This window comes from Streptomyces neyagawaensis (assembly GCF_023516595.1).
Lineage (GTDB): Bacteria > Actinomycetota > Actinomycetes > Streptomycetales > Streptomycetaceae > Streptomyces > Streptomyces neyagawaensis.
In genome coordinates, this window is the sequence record NZ_JAMGBG010000025.1 from 118751 (window position 1) to 136838 (window position 18088).

At 72.2% G+C, this 18088-nt stretch carries 14 protein-coding genes; 9 read left to right on the forward strand and 5 right to left on the reverse strand.

Annotation, left to right across the window (positions count from 1 at the left end; translation table 11 throughout):
- The first annotated feature begins 237 nt into the window (after window positions 1-237).
- Window positions 238-2508 carry a molybdopterin oxidoreductase family protein gene (locus M8J73_RS13225; RefSeq protein ID WP_249828633.1) on the forward strand — a complete coding sequence of 757 codons (2271 nt, stop codon included), beginning with the start codon at window positions 238-240 and terminating at the stop codon, window positions 2506-2508.
- Between the two features lie 433 nt (window positions 2509-2941).
- Entirely contained in the window at window positions 2942-3793 is an 852-nt protein-coding gene (locus tag M8J73_RS13230; RefSeq protein WP_249828634.1) for a hypothetical protein, read from the forward strand.
- A gap of 172 nt (window positions 3794-3965) precedes the next feature.
- Here M8J73_RS13230 and M8J73_RS13235 read toward each other — a convergent pair whose 3' ends face one another.
- The 3 genes from M8J73_RS13235 to M8J73_RS13245 are packed head-to-tail and all read right to left on the reverse strand — an operon-like array spanning window position 3966 to window position 6384.
- Window positions 3966-4394 carry a gamma-glutamylcyclotransferase family protein gene (locus tag M8J73_RS13235; RefSeq protein WP_249828635.1) on the reverse strand — a complete coding sequence of 143 codons (429 nt, stop codon included), beginning with the start codon at window positions 4392-4394 and terminating at the stop codon, window positions 3966-3968.
- Window positions 4395-4429: 35 nt separating this feature from the next.
- Window positions 4430-5236 carry a TIGR03943 family putative permease subunit gene (locus M8J73_RS13240; protein ID WP_249828636.1) on the reverse strand — a complete coding sequence of 269 codons (807 nt, stop codon included), beginning with the start codon at window positions 5234-5236 and terminating at the stop codon, window positions 4430-4432.
- The gene (locus tag M8J73_RS13245; protein WP_055542053.1) at window positions 5233-6384 is read right to left on the reverse strand and encodes a permease; all 1152 of its coding nucleotides are present in this window, start codon (window positions 6382-6384) and stop codon (window positions 5233-5235) included. The genes M8J73_RS13240 and M8J73_RS13245 overlap by 4 nt, the downstream gene beginning before the upstream one ends.
- Before the next feature lie 162 nt (window positions 6385-6546).
- Between M8J73_RS13245 and M8J73_RS13250 the strand changes: the two genes are divergently transcribed.
- Together M8J73_RS13250 and M8J73_RS13255 are read left to right on the forward strand one after the other, a co-directional pair.
- Window positions 6547-8490, forward strand: coding sequence for a sigma-70 family RNA polymerase sigma factor (locus tag M8J73_RS13250; protein WP_308408345.1), 1944 nt, complete (start codon window positions 6547-6549; stop codon window positions 8488-8490).
- Between the two features lie 292 nt (window positions 8491-8782).
- On the forward strand, window positions 8783-10276 hold the full coding sequence (locus M8J73_RS13255) for an alginate lyase family protein (RefSeq protein WP_308408346.1): 1494 nt from the start codon (window positions 8783-8785) through the stop codon (window positions 10274-10276).
- Between the two features lie 165 nt (window positions 10277-10441).
- On the opposite strand, the gene M8J73_RS13260 is transcribed toward M8J73_RS13255, so the two are convergent.
- A complete protein-coding gene (locus tag M8J73_RS13260; protein WP_249828637.1) occupies window positions 10442-11086 on the reverse strand; it encodes an NADPH-dependent FMN reductase in 645 nt (214 codons plus the stop codon).
- A 312-nt stretch (window positions 11087-11398) separates the two neighbouring features.
- On the opposite strand from M8J73_RS13260, the gene M8J73_RS13265 reads away from it, so the two are divergent.
- Together M8J73_RS13265 and M8J73_RS13270 are read left to right on the forward strand one after the other, a co-directional pair.
- Complete coding sequence (locus M8J73_RS13265; protein WP_249828638.1) at window positions 11399-11947, forward strand: GVDTG sorting domain-containing protein; 549 nt, start codon at window positions 11399-11401, stop codon at window positions 11945-11947.
- A gap of 133 nt (window positions 11948-12080) precedes the next feature.
- A complete protein-coding gene (locus M8J73_RS13270) occupies window positions 12081-12737 on the forward strand; it encodes a class F sortase (protein WP_249828639.1) in 657 nt (218 codons plus the stop codon).
- Between the two features lie 34 nt (window positions 12738-12771).
- On the opposite strand, the gene M8J73_RS13275 is transcribed toward M8J73_RS13270, so the two are convergent.
- Window positions 12772-13557 (reverse strand): sulfite exporter TauE/SafE family protein, encoded by a 786-nt coding sequence (locus M8J73_RS13275; protein ID WP_055539532.1) that lies wholly within the window; start codon window positions 13555-13557, stop codon window positions 12772-12774.
- Between the two features lie 311 nt (window positions 13558-13868).
- Between M8J73_RS13275 and M8J73_RS13280 the strand changes: the two genes are divergently transcribed.
- From M8J73_RS13280 to nirD, 3 genes are read left to right on the forward strand one after another with little or no spacing between them, the layout of a single operon-like run.
- Complete coding sequence (locus M8J73_RS13280) at window positions 13869-15083, forward strand: NAD(P)/FAD-dependent oxidoreductase (protein ID WP_055539531.1); 1215 nt, start codon at window positions 13869-13871, stop codon at window positions 15081-15083.
- On the forward strand, window positions 15083-17689 hold the full coding sequence (gene nirB, locus M8J73_RS13285; protein ID WP_055539530.1) for a nitrite reductase large subunit NirB: 2607 nt from the start codon (window positions 15083-15085) through the stop codon (window positions 17687-17689). Before M8J73_RS13280 ends, nirB begins: the two co-directional genes overlap by 1 nt.
- Complete coding sequence (gene nirD / locus M8J73_RS13290; RefSeq protein ID WP_055539529.1) at window positions 17686-18036, forward strand: nitrite reductase small subunit NirD; 351 nt, start codon at window positions 17686-17688, stop codon at window positions 18034-18036. The genes nirB and nirD overlap by 4 nt, the downstream gene beginning before the upstream one ends.
- Window positions 18037-18088 lie beyond the last annotated feature (52 nt).

The following is an 18088-nucleotide window of genomic DNA, read 5'->3' on the forward strand; positions in this document are numbered from 1 at the left end:
TGCCACGACCCCCGTGCCGGTGCGCCCGTAGTTCTAGCACGCGGCACCGAACGCCTGGACGGTCAGCGCCCGGACGGCCGCACACGGTGACAGAACTGCGACATCGCCCGAACCGTTCACGCACCCACCGCCCGTCCGCACCTCACTCCCGCCCGGCACCCGCCGGGAGGTCCCCGTGCCGGTCGCGTAACGCCAGGGCGCCCCGGCGCGTAACACGCCCGACGCACGCTGAGTGGTATGCCGAACTCCGCGACGCCCACCCACTGCCCGTACTGCGCCCTGCAGTGCGGGATGAACCTGACGCCCGCTGCGGACGGGACCGACGGTGTCGTTGTGGTCTCGGAGCGCGCGGACTTCCCGGTGAACCGGGGCGCGCTGTGCGGCAAGGGCCGTACGGCGCCGGCGGTGCTCTCGTCCCGGGTGCGGCTGACCACTCCTCTGGTCAGAAGGGCGGGCGTCCTGGAGCCCGCCTCCTGGGACGAGGCACTCGACCGGATCGCCGAGGAGCTCACCCGCACGCGTACGGAGCATGGCCCGGACGCGTGCGGTGTGTTCGGCGGCGGCGGACTCACCAACGAGAAGGCGTACGCGCTCGGCAAGTTCGCCCGGATCGTGCTCGGCACCTCGCAGATCGACTACAACGGGCGCTTCTGCATGTCCTCCGCCGCGGCCGCCGGCATCAAGGCGTTCGGGCTGGACCGGGGGCTGCCGTTCCCGCTGGAGGACATCCCGAGGACGGGGTGTGTCGTCCTCGTAGGGTCGAACCTCGCCGAGACAATGCCGCCGGCGCTGCGGTACTTCACGGAACTGCGGGAGAACGGCGGCAAGCTCGTCGTCATCGACCCGCGCCGCACCCGCACCGCCGAACAGGCCGACCTGCATCTCGCGCCACGGCCCGGTACCGATCTCGCGCTCGCCCTCGGACTGCTGCATCTGATCGTCGCCGAGGGACGCACCGACGAGCAGTACATCCTCGAACGGACGAGCGGCTGGGAGGAGGCGCGGGCCGCGGCCATGGCGCACTGGCCGGAGTACGTGGAGCGGATCACCGGGGTGCCCGTTCCCCAACTCCGGGACACGGTACGGCTGTTCTGCGAGCCGGAGCACGCGATGGTGCTCACCGCGCGCGGGCCCGAGCAGCAGTCCAAGGGCACGGACACCGTCGGCGCGTGGATCAATCTGACACTGGCGACGGGACGCGCCGGGCGACCGCTGTCCGGGTACGGGTGCCTCACCGGGCAGGGCAACGGGCAGGGCGGGCGGGAACACGGGCAGAAGGCCGACCAGTTGCCCGGCTACCGCAAGCTGGTCGACCCCGAGGCGCGCCGGCACGTCGCCGAGGTGTGGGGCGTCGACCCCGACAGCCTGCCCGGCCCCGGGCGGAGCGCGTACGAGCTGCTGGACGCGCTCGGCACCGACATCCGGGCGCTGCTGCTGATGGGGTCCAACCCGGTGGTGTCCGCGCCGCGCGCCGCGCACATCGAGGAACGGATCAAGTCGCTGGAGTTCCTGGCGGTGTGCGATGTCGTGCTGTCGGAGACGGCGGCGCTCGCGGACGTCGTACTGCCGGTGACGCAGTGGGCCGAGGAGACCGGCACGACGACCAACCTGGAGGGCCGGGTCCTGCTGCGGCGGCGGGCGATCACACCGCCCGACGGTGTCCGCAGCGACCTGGAGGTCATGCACGAGCTGGCGGACCGGCTGGGCGTCGAGAAGGGGTTCCCGACCGACGCGGAGGAGGTCTTCGAGGAGCTGCGGCGGGCCAGCGCGGGCGGGGTGGCCGACTACTCGGGGATCACGTACCGCAGGCTCGCCGAGGAGAACGGGGTGTTCTGGCCGTGCCCGGCGCCGGGGGGCGCGGCGGAGGGAGCGGCGGGTGACGAGTTGGGGGCCCGTGGGGGTGCGGATTCGGGCTCCGGTGGGGGCGCGAATCCGGGCTCCGGTGGGGGCGCGAATTCGGGCTCCGGTGGGGGTGCGGATTCGGGCTCCGGTGGGGTAGCGGTTTCGGGCTTCGGTGGGGAGGGCGTGGCGGGTGAGGGTGCGCATCCTGGGACGCCGCGGCTCTTTCTTGAACGGTTCGCCACGGAGGACGGGCGGGCGCGGTTCGTGCCCGTCTCGCATCGGGCGGCGGCGGAGGAGCCGGACGACGAGTATCCGGTGCTGCTCACCACCGGGCGGGTCGTGGCCCAGTACCAGTCCGGGGCGCAGACGCGGCGCGTGGACGAGTTGAACGCGGCGGCGCCGGGGCCGTTCGTGGAGCTGCATCCGCGGCTGGCCGAACGGCTGGGCGCGGCGGAGGGGGACCCCGTGGCCGTCGTCTCGCGGCGGGGGCGGGCGGTGGCGCCGGCGCGGATCACCACGGCGATCCGGCCCGACACCGTGTTCATGCCGTTCCACTGGCCGGGGGAAGGGCGTGCCAACACGTTGACGAATCCGGCGCTCGACCCCACGTCCCGGATGCCGGAGTTCAAGGCGTGCGCGGTGCGGGTGGAGGCCGTGGGGAAGTAGGGGGCGGGGCGGTCGGTCCCGGGTGCGGGGGGGGCGGTGGCGTGCGGGGGGGGGCCGCCCGGTGCGTGGGGCGCCTCGGTTCGTGGGGCGCCTCGGTTCGAGGGGCGCCTCGGTTCGAGGGGCGCCTCGGTTCGTGGGCGGCTATCTGTGCGTGGGGCGCCTCGGTTCGTGGGGCGGGGCCGTGCCGGTGCGTCAGCCCGTCGCTTGGTGCCCTACTGCCCGGGGGTGAGGAGCGACGCGTTCTCTGGGCCGCTCTACGCGACGGGCTCGACGCACCGGCACGGCCCCTTCCGTGCGGGGGCGGCCGACCCGCCGTCGGGGTGGCCGCTTGAGCATTCGGGCGTTGTTTCTCGTAGACCTCAAGTGGTGCTCACGGCGGGTGGCCGGGGCTGCCGTGCACACCGGGAGCACCGTCGAGCCGGGGGGGGATCGCATGCCGCAGTCGGAGAGTGAGTGGGCCAACGCCTTCCCGTGGAGCCTCTCCTATCGGTGGGGGCATTCCGCGCTCGCCGTCGACTTCGACCTGAGCGGTGACACGGCGCGGTTGGTGCGCGTACGGCGTCCGGGTGATCCGGAGGAGGTCGAGGCCGACGTCCTGCTGCCGCTGGTCGATGTCGTGCTGCACGGGGAGGGGAGCGGGAGGTCTCGGCCCCCGTTCACGGGTTCCGTGCTCGGTGAGCGGCTGCGCTACCGGGCGCATCGTTCGGCGCTCGAAGCGGAGGGCGGACCCGGTGTCCGCTGGCATCGACTCGTCGTCGAGTTGCGGGACCCGGAGAGCGGGGTGGCCGCCTTCGTGGAGTTCGCCTCTCCTGACGGGGTCTGCGTGCTGCGGTCCCGGGTGCGGCTGCGCAACGAGGGGGACGCGCCGGTCACCATGCGGTCGCTGGGGAGTCTGCTGCTGGGCGGGCTGCCCTCCCCCGAGGAGTTGACGGTGTTCCAGGGGCGCGACGAGTGGCTCACGCAGTGTCCTTGCTCGGGGGACGGGCCTTTCACGATGGGGGCCCTGCGGTGCCGTACGGACGGGCGGACGTGGCTGTGGCAGATCGAGTCCGCGTCGAGTGGGGTGGGGGAGGTGGGCGAGGCTGCGGGGCGGACGTATCTGGCGCTCGGCGGGCCCGCCACCGGTGAGCACCAGGGGGGTGAGGGGCTGAAGCCGGGCGCGGAGTTCGCGAGTGGGTGGGTCGCGCTGGCGCTCGGTACGGGCTTCGACGGGGCGCTGGCCGAGCTGACGGCATACCGCCATGCGGTACGACGACCGCGGTTGGGGGTGGGGCCGGGCGCCTAGGAGCTCGGGGGCCACTGTTGTCGGGCGGGTGCGGGGCCGTCGTGGTTTCTCGCGCAGTTCCCAGCGCCCCTGAAAAGCGACCGGGGCTGCGCCCCGTTCCCTTCAGGGGCGCTGGGAACTGCGCGAACAGACCCCACCCACCCGCAGCTGCCCACGAACCCGCGGCCCCGAGCTATGAGGCGCCCACACGCCCCTCCCCCGACCAGTCCCCGCTCTCGATCCGTGTCCCCCGCGCCCGCAGCCGCGCAGCGACCGTCGGCGCGGCGACGTACACCCACGCCTGCACCGACGTGCCGTCGGCGAGGACGGCGGCGCGGCTGACTCGTTCGTACAGGTTGGTGGGGGCGCCGGGGCTGTACTCCTCCAGGTGGTCCAGGGACCGCAGGAGCGCCTCGTACGCCTCGGGGCGGGCCGTGATCAGGTCGCCCTTCACCGCCGCCGCTTCGCCGGGAGCCTCGACGGCGTACGGGTAGCCGGGGCCGGCGTAGAGCGTCAGGCCCCGCATCGTCGCCGGTTCCTCGGACCTCGTGCGGCCCCGGAGGAAGAGGTCGTGGTTGTGCTCGCCGGGGCGCAGCGTGCCGTAGACGAAGAAGGGGAGCACCGTTCTCCTCTCCAGGGTCGGATGCGGGCGGGGTGTCACTCGGCCAGGGGCGGGAGGGCGTCCGTGTAGCCGTTCGTCGGGCGGGTGATCTTCTCGATGGTGCGGACGTCGAGGGCGACGTCGGCGGAGTTCGTGCCGAGGGTGCCGCCGACGTGCCAGGTGCCGGTGACCGTGACCCAGGTGTCCGCGGACGGGGCCGGGGTGCCGTGGGCGCGGACCTTCACGAACTGTGTGTCCGCCGCGCAGCAGCTGAAGATCGAACGGGTCAGGTACCAGCCGTCGCCGCTCCCGTCGGGCGTCGCGAAACCGGTCATCCGGACCACTCGCCCCTCGATGGCCTTCGCCCGGTCCTGCTGCACCCGGCTGGTGAAGTCCGTGAGGGTCATCGGCAGCGGTGACGTCGCGGGGAGCGGATCGAACTCGTCCTGGTCCTTCACCGCCACAGCCTTCGGCGCCTCACGGGACGCGCTGTACGCGCCGATGGCCGGCGGCGCGTAGAAGAGCAGGCTCAGGGCGGGGAGCAGGAGGAGCCACGCTATGCGGGGCGGGGTGGAGTGGTCATGGCCGTGGTCATGACCGTGGTCATGGCCGTGGTCATGGCCGTGGTCATGGCCGTGGTCCTCGTCGGGGGTGGCTTGCGCGTTGTTCGGGGTGGGGGTGGTCGGTTTGCGGAGCGACCACGCTTCCGCCGTGCCCAGTAGGAGCAGCACGGCCCCCGAGACGATGAGCAGAGGGCGCATGCCCTCCTTCACGTACCTGAGGTAGAGGTCCGTGAACACCGTCGCGTGGAGCAGGCCGAGACCGCTGACGAGGAGCAGGAGGGCCTGAAGAGGTCGTTTCACAGCAGGACGCCTCCGATCAGGGCGCTGGCGAGGATCGCCACGATGACAGTCGCGGCGGAGAAGCGGAGCGCGAAGGCCCGGCCGAACGTGCCCGTCTGCAGGGCGATCAGCTTCAGGTCGACCATCGGTCCCACCACCATGAACGTCAGCCGCGCGAGGGGCGAGAAGCCGGAGAGGGAGGCGGCGACGAAGGCGTCGGCCTCGGAGCAGACGGACAGGAGGATGGCGAGCCCGGCGAGGAACAGCACCGAGAGCCAGGGCGAGTCGGCGAAGGTGTCGAGCACGGAACGCGGGACCACGACGTTGAAGGTGGCCGCCGCCATCGCGCCGACGACCAGGAAGCCGCCCGCGTGCAGGAAGTCGTGCTGGAAGCCGAGCCGGAACTCCGTCCAGCGGCTGCGCCCCACGTGGTGTCCCGTGTGGCGTGGGACCGGCTTCAGCCACTCGGCGCGGCCCAGCCACAGCCACAGCCAGCCCATCGCGGCGGCGGTGAGGAGCGAGGCGAGCAGCCGGGCCAGCACCATCTCGGGGCTGCCGGGGAAGGCGACGGCGGTGGCGACGAGGACGATCGGGTTGACGGCGGGGGCCGACAGCAGGAAGGCGAACGCGGCCGCCGGGTCGACCCCCCGGCGTATCAGGCTGTTCGCGACCGGCACGGACGCGCACTCGCAGCCGGGCAGGACGACTCCGGCGGCGCCCGCCACCGGGACCGCCAGGGCGGGGTTGCGGGGCAGCAGCCGGCTGAACACCTGCGTCGGTACGAACGCGTTGATGGCCCCCGACAGGGCCGTACCGAGGAGCAGGAACGGCAACGCCTGCACGGCGATGGACAGACACACCGTCCGCCACGCCTGGACGGCCGGTTCCTCCAGCCCCCGCCCGACGAGGAACAGCACGGCACCGGGGACGACGGCCGCGCCGAGGAGCAGGAGGAGCCAGTGGCGGGGCCAGGAGTGCTCGGCCGCGTCCTCGGGCGTGTCCGAGTCGATCGCCTTCGAGTCGGCCGCGTTCGAGTCGGTCGCCTTCGGGTCGGTCGCCTTCGAGTCGCGCGCCTTCGCTTGGGCCGGTCTCACCGCCGCCGTCTCCTCGGCCGGTTCGTCTGTCTTCTGCAATGCCAGCTCCGAATGTCGGATGAACGGCTCGAACATAGCGGGCGGGTCGGGTGACGGGGGTGCTGGGTGGACAGCAGAGGCCGCGGGTGTAACTCGCTGTGTCGCGCATCACGTTGAGTGATTGCTTGAGTTTTTCGTCATCTCTACATACAAAATCGACCTCGTCCCATCAGCAGGCGACAAGAGAGCGTTCCTGCCATGACCGACGGTCCCGCCACCCCACCGGCCGCGCCCATTACGCCCACCGTGCCCGCCCAGGGGTCCGCGCCCACCGTGCCCGCCCAGGGGTCCGGGCCCGGGTCCCACTCCGCGTCCGCCACCAAGGCGTACACCCGGATCTACGAGGAGCAGCACTCGCGTCTCGTCGCCTACGCGCGCTCCCTCACCCGGAACAGCTGGACGGCGGAGGACCTGGTCGCCGAGGCGCACTTCCGGGTCTGGCGGCGCCTGTCCGCGGGGCACGAGATCGACAACGTACCGGCGTATCTGATGACGACGGTGCGGCATCTCGCGGCAGCCGCCGGGAGCGCGGTCCGCGAGACGCCGCAGGACCCAACGGCGCCCGAGCGGGCCGACGCCGAGGTCCACGCGGACGGCGCGGCCGACCCGGCCGAGCAGGTGTCGTCGGTGGATCTGCTGGTGCGGGTGCTGGGCCAGTTGCCCGAACGGTGGGTGCGGGCGCTCTGGCTCGCCGAGGCGGAGGGCCAGCCGTTGGAGGCGGTCGGGCAGCGGATCGGTGCCAAACAGGGGGCGACGGCGGTGCTGTTGCACCGGGCGCGGGAGGGGATGCGGCAGGCGTTCCTTCGGGAGCAGCCGGGGGCGCCGGTCGATCCGGCGTGCCAGGTGCGATGGGGGCGGATGCCGGCGTATGTGCGCGGGACGGCTACCGCGCGGCAGTCGGAGCAGTTGCTCAGCCATGTGGACGCGTGCGACGACTGCCGGGCGCGGCTCGCCGTCCTCATGCGCACGAACGACCGGCTTCCCGCGCTGGTCGGTCCGGCGCTGGTGGTGTGCGCCGTGGGCGGGAGCGGGGCCGGGGGCAAGGTCCTGCTGTCGTTCGTCGCGGGGAGTGCGGGGAGCGCGGGAGGTGCAGGGGGCGCGGGGAGCGCGGGAATTGGCGGCGCCGCCTCGCATGGGGTGCGGCAAGGTGTGGTGGGTGGGGTGAAGGCCAAGGGGCCGGGCGTTGCGGTCATGGGTACGGCCGTCGCTGCCGCTGCCGTCGCCGCGGGGATCGTCCTCGGTGGCCTCGGGCCCTCGACGACCCCGCCGGAGAGGGTGCCGGTGGCTGAGGCGCCTGCGCCTCGGGGGCCGGAGGCACCTCGGGCCGAGGAAACCGGGCCGGCTGCTGACACCGACACCGACACGACCGCGGTGGACTCGTCCGGTGAGGACTTGGGGGCGGGTGCGGATGAGTCGGCGGGCGGTGGGGGTGCGCCTGGCGGGAGTGGGGACGGGGGTCGTAGTACGGCTGAGCCTCCCGGGGGAGAGGGGGAGCGGGAGGTTCCTGCGCAGCCCGAGGTGCCAGCCCACCCTGACGTGCCAGCCCACCCTGACGTGCCTGTCGAGCCTGACGTGCCTGTCGAGCCTGACGTGCCTGTCGAGCCTGACGTGCCTGTGGAACCCGAAGTGCCCGCTGAGCCTGAGGCGCCTGCGCAGGAACCCGAGGTGCCCGCCGAGCCACAGACGCCTGCGGAACCCGAGGTGCCCGCCGAGCCCGAAGTGCCTGCGCAGCCGGAGGGGCCGACGACTCCTGAAGTCCCGGGCACACCGGGCTCACCGGATACGCCGGATACACCGGATACGCCCGACGCGCCAGGTGGTCCTGATGTGCCGGGTACCCCGGAGGTTCCGGGTGGGCCAGGTGCTCCGGAAGGGCCAGGCACACCGGATGTACCGGAGGGTCCGGGTGCGCCCGGTACCCCAGAGGGTCCGGGTGTGCCGGACCATCCGGATGCACCGGGGTACCCGGGAACGCCGGACGGTCCAGGTACTCCGGACGGTCCAGGTACTCCGGACGGTCCAGGTACTCCGGACGGTCCGGGAACGCCGGACGGTCCGGGAACGCCGGGAACACCTGGTGGACCGGGGACTCCGGACGGTCCAGGTACTCCGGGTACTCCTGGCGGTGGTTGCGGGGGGTGAGCGGTCGTTGTGGGGGCGCATCAGGGTTTCGCCCCCACCACCCCTACCCGTTCCCATTCCCCAGGGGCTGCGCCCCTTCGGCCCCGCTGGGGCGCCTTGGGGCTCGGGGGTGCGGGTGGCTGCGGCGGGTGCGGGTGCGTTGTGGTTTCTCGCGCAGTTCCCCGCGCTCCTGAAGCGCGGCCTCCGACCAACGCGATCCGAGTCCGGGGCTCACCTTTTCTGTTATCGCCCGCTCCGTGTCACGTCTCCTCTACGCAGGCACCGTCCCCACGAAAGCCCGAGGAACGACGCAGTGACACTTCGGATCAGTCGACGCAGCATGCTCAAGGCCGCTGGAGCGGCGACCGGCGCGGTCGGTATCGGTATCGGCACGGGCGTGGCCGCATCCCCCGCGGCGGCGGCGGGCACGCCCTTCGTGCACCCGGGGATGCTCCACACCCGGGCCGATCTCGAGCGCATGGCCGCCAAGGTGAAGGCGGGCGCCGCCCCCTACACGGCGGGTTTCGAAAAGCTCACCCTCACCACCGGCCGCCACTCGCAGGCCGCATGGCGGCCCAACCCGCAGGTGACCCCGATCCGGGGAGGGAGCGGCGTCCAGAACTACGGGGCCCTCTACCGCGACATCCACGCCGCCTACCAGAGGGCGCTGCGCTGGAAGATCACCGGCGACACCGCATACGCCGACACCGCGCGGGACATCTGCAACGCCTGGTCGGGGACGCTGAAGGGTATCGGCGGAGGCTCCGAAGTCGTGCTCCTGGCGGGCATCTACGGGTACCAGTTCGCCAACGTCGGCGAGCTCTTGCGCGGCTACCCCGGCTTCGACCTGGCCCGTTTCCAGGACATGCTGGTCAAGCACTTCTATCCGATGAACCGCCACATGATGTACCGCGAGACCAATTGCATCGGCCACTACTGGGCGAACTGGGACCTGTGCTCCATGGCGTCGATCATGGCCATCGGGATCCTCTGCGACGACCGGGCCAAGTTCGACGAGACGGTGGACTACTTCTACAACGGCGAAGGCAACGGCGCGCTGGCCAAGGCGATCCCCTACGTCTACAACGACGTGGGCCTGGCCCAGTGGCAGGAGAGCGGGCGCGACCAGGCCCACAGCATGATGGGCATCGGCCTGATGGGCACCATCTGCGAGATGGCCTGGAACCAGGGCGTCGACCTCTACGGCGCGGACGACTCCAGGTTCCGCAAGGCGTGCGAGTACGTCGCCCGGTACAACCTCGGCTACGACGTGCCCTACACCCCCTACACCTGGACAAATGGCGTGCACTGCGTGGATACGGTGCAGAACACCATCTCCGAAGGCGGCCGCGGCGGTGGGCGCCCGGTCTGGGCGCGGGTCTACAACCACTACGCCAACAGGCGCCGCATGGCCATGCCGAACACCCGCGAGATGCTGGCCCGCAGCGGGCCCGAGGGAGGCGGCGGCCACTACGGGCCGAACAGCGGCGGATTCGACGAACTCGGCTTCGGCACACTGGCGTACACCAGGGACAAGGCCACCGCGGCCGAGGCGGCGGCCTCACTGTCCCCGCCGAAGTCGGCGACCGCCAAGTCCGGCACCTCCGGGAAATCCGGTTCGTCCAAGTCCTCGGCCGGGCAGTCCTCCGGGGGCGTCAGCACCCAGGGCGCAAAGAGCGACAAGGACCTGGCCGCCACCGGTACCTCGGACCTCCCTCTGTGGACGGCCGCGACCGGCGTCACCGCGGTCGCCGGCGGCCTCCTGCTGCTCCGCCGCCGCGGCCAGGCCCGACGCGACGCGGAGTGACACCCGCGGCGACATGACACACGGCCGCCCCCCACACACACATCGACCCGCAGGGCCGTTCAGGGGCGCGGAGCCGATCAGGGGCGCAGGGCCGTTCAGGGGCGCGGGGAACTGCACGAGCAGCCCCCACTCAGCCGCACCCGGCCAGGCACCCCAAGCCGCCCCTCACCCGTACGGTCGCCTCTCCTTCGCCTCCCTCAGGGCCCTCCCCCACCACGCCAGCTGGTCCAGCATCACCTTCGCCGCGGCGTCGGGGCCGGTCGGGTCCTTCAGGCGGCCGGTGTCGTCGAAGGAGCCGTGCGCGTTGTGGAAGGAGACGGTGTCGCGGACCGTCGTGGCGTGCAGCTCGGCGAAGACCTGGCGGAGGTGCTCCGTCGCGCGGAGGCCGCCCGAGACCCCGCCGTACGAGACGAGGGCGACCGGCTTGGCCCGCCACTCGTGGAAGTGCCAGTCGATGAGGTTCTTCAAGGCCGCCGGGTAGGAGTGGTTGTACTCGGGCGTCAGCACCACGAACGCCTCCGCGGACGCCAGCTTCGGCGTGACCTCCGCCAGCTGCGCCGTCACCTCGGGAGTCGGCGCGAACGTCGTCGGAAGGTCGATCTCGGCGACATCCACGACGTCCACCTCGAAGTCGTCGTGTTCGTTCACGCGGTCCACGAGCCACTGGGCCACCACCGGCCCGAACCGGCCCGTGCGGTTGCTCCCGACGACCACCGTCACCCGTACCGGGGCGGAGGACGAGGAGGCGGAGGCGGAGGAAGGGGTCACGGCGGTGTGGGGAGCGGCTTGCTCACCTGTCGAGGTCGTCATGGCGACCACCCTCCTACCTCAACTGAACTTGAGGTCAAGTCGCAGCCGCACCCCTGTCCGTCCTCCTCAGCCTCCTCCCCGCTCACTCCCAGCCCTCCCCCGCGTCACCCATTCGTACGTCCCCCGCCCCCTCCACCCCACCCGCTCCCCCCACCGCACCAATGACCTGCCCAAACACCGTCCACCCCCACCCGTGTCCGCCCTCCCCCAGCCCCCGCCACCCCCCTTTCTGACGAGCCCTCAGCGAGCGCCGCGCTCCATGTGCCCCTTACCTCGAAAGGGCAAGGTGGACTCACGGGAGGAGCCGGCTCGATGCGACGTATCGCCCGCCCGCTGACCGGCACCGCGCTCGCCGTCCTCACTCCGGCCCTCATCGCGGCTCTCCTCCTCCCCTCCGCCCCGGCGTACGGCGGGGAGGACCGTGGGCGGCTGGAGTTGACCCCCGCCGATGTCATCCCCGGTGACGAGGTGACCGCCCGTACGGCGGCCTGCGGTGCGGACGGTAAGGGTGCGGGCGACGCCAGCGCGGTCGGGGCCGGCTCCTTCCCGCTCGCGCCCGGCGCCGGCCGGCCCTGGCCCAGCGGGCGGTTCGAGGTGCCGCCGAGCGCCCAGCCGGGGACGTACGAGATCGTCGCGACCTGCGCGAAGGGCGGACGGCGGGTGGCCGGGGACCTCGTGGTCTCGTTGACCGGCGGTCACAGCGCGCCGCCGGCGCATCCGAGAGGGAGTGTGAAGACGGGGGTCGGCGGCGCATTCGGCACCGATCCCGTGCAGACCGCGGCCGGCATGGCGGCTCTCGCCGTCGCCGCCGCGGGCGGTACCTGGCTCCTGCATCGCCGGGCGAGAGGCGACAGGATCTGACGGACGCCCTCCGCAACCCGTCCGCCGGTACCGCCGCCCTCCCCTCCGGGCCTTCCTCCCCTTCGGCCCGGAGGGGAGGAACAAGACGAACAAGATGACGACCGGCCGCCAAGCCTGGAGGAGGCCCCGTGCGATGACTGGAGGAGACCCCGTGCGGCGGTGCGTCGACGTCGTCCTGACCGGTGTCACCGTCGTCGCCCTCTGCTGCGGTGCCTGGCTGGTGCGCAGCGGTACCGCCTCCCACGCGCCCCCGCAGCCGTCAGCGGCGCAGGGGCTCGGTCGGGGGCAGAGTCGCCCGGGGCCCGAGGGGGCGGTCGTGGCCGCCCTGGCTCCCTCGCCGCCGGAGCGGATCCGGATTCCCTCGATCCGTGTGGACGCCCCGCTGACCGGGCTCGGCCTCACCCCCGCCGGCAGCCTCGACGTGCCGCCCGCCGAGAAGGAGAACCTCGCCGGCTGGTACGCGGCCGGCACCAGCCCGGGCGAGCGGGGCACCGCGATCGTCGCCGGGCACGTCGACAACGCGGACGGGCCGGCCGTCTTCTACGACCTCGGCGCGGTGCGGCGGGGCGCCACGATCGAGGTGGACCGGCGGGACGGCGGCACCGCCGTCTTCACGGTGGACGCGGTCGAGGCGTACGCCGCGCGGGACTTCCCCGACGAGAAGGTGTACGGGGCTGCCGCGCGACCGGAGTTGCGGGTCATCACCTGCGGCGGCCCGTACTCCCGCTCGACCGGCTACGAGGGCAACGTCGTCGTCTTCGCCCACCTCACCGGCAGCCGCCTCCGCTGAGGGGAGCCCCTCGCCCTCGTTCCCGCCCTCGTCCTCATGCCAGCCACTGTTCGTACGCCATCTTCGCCACCAGCGTGAACACCACCGTCAGCAGCACGACGCGGACGAAGCCGCTGCCCTTCTTCAGTGCCGTGTGCGCGCCGACCGTGCCCCCGACGAGGTTGAAGACGGCCATCAGCGCGGCCAGCTGCCAGTACACCGTGCCCTTCCAGGCGAACGTGGCGAGGGCGCCGGCGTTGGTGCAGCAGTTGACGATCTTCGCGGTCGCGGAGGCGGTGACCAGGTCGAGGTGGAGGACCGCGGTGAGGGTGAGGACGAGGAACGTGCCGGTGCCGGGGCCGATGAGACCGTCGTAGAAGCCGATGCCGACGCCCGCGAGGCCGATCGCGGCGAGGACGCGGCGGGGTGAGACCGGGCCGGTGGCGGGTGCCGTGCCGAAGGAGGGGCGCAGGATGACGAACGCGCCGACGCCCAGGAGGACGACCATGACGACCGGTTTCAGGATCTCCGTGCTCATGCCGGCGGCGACGAACGCACCGGCCGTCGAGCCGGCGAGCGCCGCGAGGCCGATGCGGACGGCGATCCGTACGTCGACCGGGGTGCGGCGGGCGTAGGTCACGGCCGCGCCGGTGGTGCCGACGATCGCGACCGCCTTGTTGGTGCCGAGGGCGTACTGGGCGGCGGAGGCGCCGTTCGGCAGACCGAGGAGCAGGGCGGGCAGGAGCAGCAGCCCGCCGCCGCCCACCACGGCGTCGATCCAGCCGGCCGCGAGAGCCGCGAGGCACAGGACGACGACCATGGTCAGCGATATGTCGGGCATGATCGGACCCTACGGGTCGACATAGGTGTGCCGTCCATCGACCTGAGGGTTTTCTGAGGTTCCCCGTCGGCCCGCTCGCGGCGGGGGCGATCGGGCGCCGTCCTCCAGTAATCGGGCGACCGTCCTCCCGTATACGCCCGCGTCGCGGGCCGTCTCTCCTGGTCAGGGGTGGTCCGGGCGTTGTTCTCACACCCCGCCCCGACCCTCCGGAAACCCCTCACACTCCTGTGCGGGTCGTGGGGAGGGCAGCGTTCCTCGTGGGAAACAGGGGTGATGCGATCGGGTAACACCGGCACCGCACGCTCAAGGACATGACCTCGAATGAGCGTGTGGTGGTGATCGGCTCCGGCCTCGCGGGCGTACGTCTCGCCCGGCGGCTGGGAGAGCTCGGTGTGCCCGCCACCCTGGTGGGCGAGGAGGAGCACACACCGTACAACCGGGTGCTGCTCGCCGATGTCCTGGCCGGGCGGTACGCGCCCGAGGTCATCGCGCTGCCCGCGCCCCCTCGGCTGAGCCGGGGCCGGGTCGTCCGTATCGACCGCGAGATGCGAGCCGTACATCTCGCGGACGGTACGGAGATCGCCTACGACACCCTTGTCCTCGCGACCGGTTCGAACCCCGTGCTGCCGCCGCTGCGCGGTCTGTGGGACCCCGAGCGGCACGAGTTCCCCGAGGGTGTGCACGCCTTCCGGACCATGGACGACTGCCTGGGGCTGTCGAAGGCGGTGCGGCCCGGTGTGCGGGCCGTCGTCATCGGCGGCGGGCTGCTCGGCGTCTCCGCGTCGCGGGCCCTCGCCCAGCGCGGCGCCCAGGTCGTCCTCGCCCAGCAGGGCGAGCGGCTGATGGAACGCCAGCTCGACCCGTCGGCGTCGAAGCTGGTCCGCCGACACCTCACCGAGCTGGGTGTCGAGGTGCACACCGAGACCCGGGTCCGCGCGGTGCGCAGCGTCGGCGGGAGCGTGCGGTCGGTGTCCCTGGCCGACGGGTACGCGCTCGACGCGGACCTCGTCGTCATCGCCTGCGGAGTCCACCCCCGCGTGGGTCTCGCGCAGGACGCCGGACTCGCCGTGCACAAGGGCGTCATCGTCGACGAGGAGCTGCGCACCTCCGACCCGCACATCCACGCGATCGGCGACTGCGCCCAGTTCGAGGGCACGGTCTACGGCCTCGCCACCCCGGCGCTCGAACAGGCCGACGTACTCGCCGAGTTGCTGGCGGGGGACACGGGCTCCCGCTACACCGGCACCCGCGCCCTGACCCGGCTGACGCTCGCCGGGCAGGACTTCCTCGACCTCGCCGCGTTCGGCGAGCCCGACGCCCGGCCCGGAGACGACGTCATCCAGCTCGCGGACGCCACCCGCGGCACCTACCGCAAGGTCGTCGTCCGTGACGACCGCCTGGTCGGCGGGGTGCTCGTCGGCGAACTCGGCACTGTCGGCGCGCTCGCCCGCGCCTGGGAGGGAGCAGAGCCGCTCCCCGACAACGGCCCTCTGCTCCACCTGCTCACCAACGATGGAGGCTCCTGATGACCGCCACTGGGGCGAACCCCACGATCGTGCTCGTCGGCCATGGCATGGTCGGCCAGCGCTTCCTCGAAGCGCTCGCCGAGCGCGGCCTGACCGCCACGCACCGCGTGGTCGTGCTCTGCGAGGAGCCGCGCCCCGCCTATGACCGTGTGGCATTGACCTCGTACTTCTCGGGCAGGACGCCCGAGGACCTGTCAATGACGGACATGGCGTTCATCGAGAGCCACGGCATCGAGCTGTACATCGGCGACCCCGCCGAGACCGTGGACCGCGAGGCCCGCAAGGTCACGGCACGGTCCGGGCAGGTCTTCGACTACGACGTCCTCGTCCTCGCCACCGGCTCCTACCCGTTCGTGCCGCCGGTGCCGAACAAGGACGCCGAGGGCTGCTTCGTCTACCGCACCATCGAGGACCTCCTCGCGATCGAGGAGTACGCGAAGAGCCGGGCGCGGGTGGGTGCCGTGGTCGGCGGCGGACTGCTCGGCCTGGAGGCCGCGGGCGCGCTCAAGGGCCTCGGGATCGAGTCGCACATCGTGGAGTTCGCGCCGCGGCTGATGCCGGTGCAGGTCGACGAGGGCGGTGGCGCGGCGCTGCTGCGGACCATCGAGGAGATGGGCCTGTCCGTGCACACCGGGGTGGGCACCCAGGAGATCGTCGTCGGCGAGGACGGCGCTGTCACCGGGATGAAGCTGTCCGACGGCTCCGAACTCGCCACCGACATGGTGGTGTTCTCCGCCGGTGTCCGCCCCCGCGACCAGCTGGCCCGCGACTGCGGCCTGACGGTCGGCGAGCGCGGCGGCATCACGGTCGACGAGCAGTGCCGTACGGTCTCCGACCCGCACGTGTTCGCGATCGGCGAGTGCGCGCTGGCCTCCGACGGCCGGGTGTACGGCCTGGTGGCCCCCGGTTACGAGCAGGCCGAGACGGCCGCCGCGACGATCGCCGAGGACGAGGCGGAGTTCACCGGCGCGGACCTGTCCACCAAGCTGAAGCTCCTCGGCGTGGACGTGGCGTCCTTCGGCGACGCGCACGGCACCACCGAGGACTGCCTGGACGTCGTCTACTCCGACTCCCGCTCGGGCCTGTACAAGAAGCTGGTCATCGGCCGGGACGGCACGCTCCTCGGCGGCATCCTGGTCGGCGACGCGGAGGCGTACGGCACGCTGAAGGCGTTCACCGGGTCGGTGCCGCCGGTCTCCCCCGAGTCGCTGGTGCTGCCCGCGGGTGCCGGGGAGTCCGCCCAGCTCGGCCCGACCGCGCTGCCGGACGACGCGATCATCTGCTCCTGCAACAACGTCCGCAAGGGCACGATCCGCGAGGCCGTCACCGAGCACAAGTGCACCACCGTGCCCGAGGTGAAGAAGTGCACCAAGGCCGGTACGACCTGCGGCTCCTGCGTCAAGGTCCTCGGCCAGCTGGTCAACGCCGAGCTGGAGGCCGGCGGTGTCGTCGTCGACAAGGGCCTGTGCGGCTGCTTCTCGCAGACCCGCGAGGAGCTGTACGAGATCGTCCTGGCGCTGCGCGTCAACACGTACCAGGACCTGCTGGACCGGTACGGCCGCGAGGAGGCCCGGGGCGGCGACGGCTGCGAGATCTGCAAGCCGGCCGTCGGCTCGATCATCGCCTCCCTCGCCCCGACGATCGGCGCCGACGTCTACGTCCTGGACGGCGAGCAGGCGGCCCTCCAGGACACCAACGACCACTTCCTCGCCAACCTCCAGAAGAACGGCTCGTACTCGGTCGTCCCCCGCATCCCCGGTGGTGAGATCACCCCCGAGGGCCTGATCGTCATCGGGGAGATCGCCCGCGACTTCGGCCTCTACACCAAGATCACCGGCGGTCAGCGGATCGACATGTTCGGCGCCCGCGTCGAACAACTCCCGCTCATCTGGACCCGGTTGGTGGACGCCGGCTTCGAGTCGGGCCACGCGTACGGCAAGTCCCTGCGTACGGTGAAGTCCTGCGTCGGGCAGACCTGGTGCCGCTACGGTGTCCAGGACTCCGTCCGCATGGCGATCGACCTGGAGCTGCGCTACCGGGGCCTGCGTTCTCCGCACAAGCTCAAGTCGGCGGTCTCCGGGTGCGCCCGCGAGTGCGCCGAGGCCCAGTCGAAGGACTTCGGCGTCATCGCCACCACCAACGGCTGGAACCTGTACGTCGGCGGCAACGGCGGCGCCACCCCGCGCCACGCGGACCTGCTGGCGCAGGACCTCTCCGACGCCGAGCTGATCCGGCTGATCGACCGCTTCCTGATGTTCTACATCCGCACGGCGGACCGCCTGGAGCGCACGTCGACCTGGCTGGAGCGGCTCCCCGGCGGACTGGACCACGTACGGGACGTGGTGGTGGAGGACTCCCTCGGCATCTGTGAGGAGCTGGAGTCGCTGATGGCGGCGCACGTCTCCCACTACCGCGACGAGTGGGCCGACACCATCAACGACCCGGAGAAGCTCGCCCGTTTCGTGTCCTTCGTGAACGCGCCGGACACCCCCGACCCGGTCGTGGGCTTCGTGCCCGAGCGCGACCAGATCAAGCCCGACCTGCCGCTCCTGTCCATCGGCCTGCGCCCCGCCGAAGACGTCCTGGAAGGAACCGCCCAGCGATGACCCTGGCACCCGAGACGACCGACCTGAAGGTCCAACTGCGGCTCACCGACGGCTGGCTCACGGTCTGCGACCTGAGCGCCCTGCTGCCGGGCCGCGGTGTGGCGGCCCTGCTGCCCGACGGCGAGCAGGTGGCCCTGTTCCGCGACCGCGCGGGCACCCTCTACGCCATCGACAACCGCGACCCGTTCGGCGGCGCGGCGGTCCTCTCCCGCGGCCTCACCGGCTCGCACCAGGGCCGGCCGTTCGTCGCCTCCCCCCTGCTGAAGCAGCGCTTCGACCTGGAGACCGGGCAGTGCCTCGACGACGAGACGGTGCGCGTCAGGACGTACGAGGTACGGGCGTCGTAAACCCTCCCCCGTCGTGCGTGGGCGCCGGAACGGGCACGTACCGTTCCGGCGC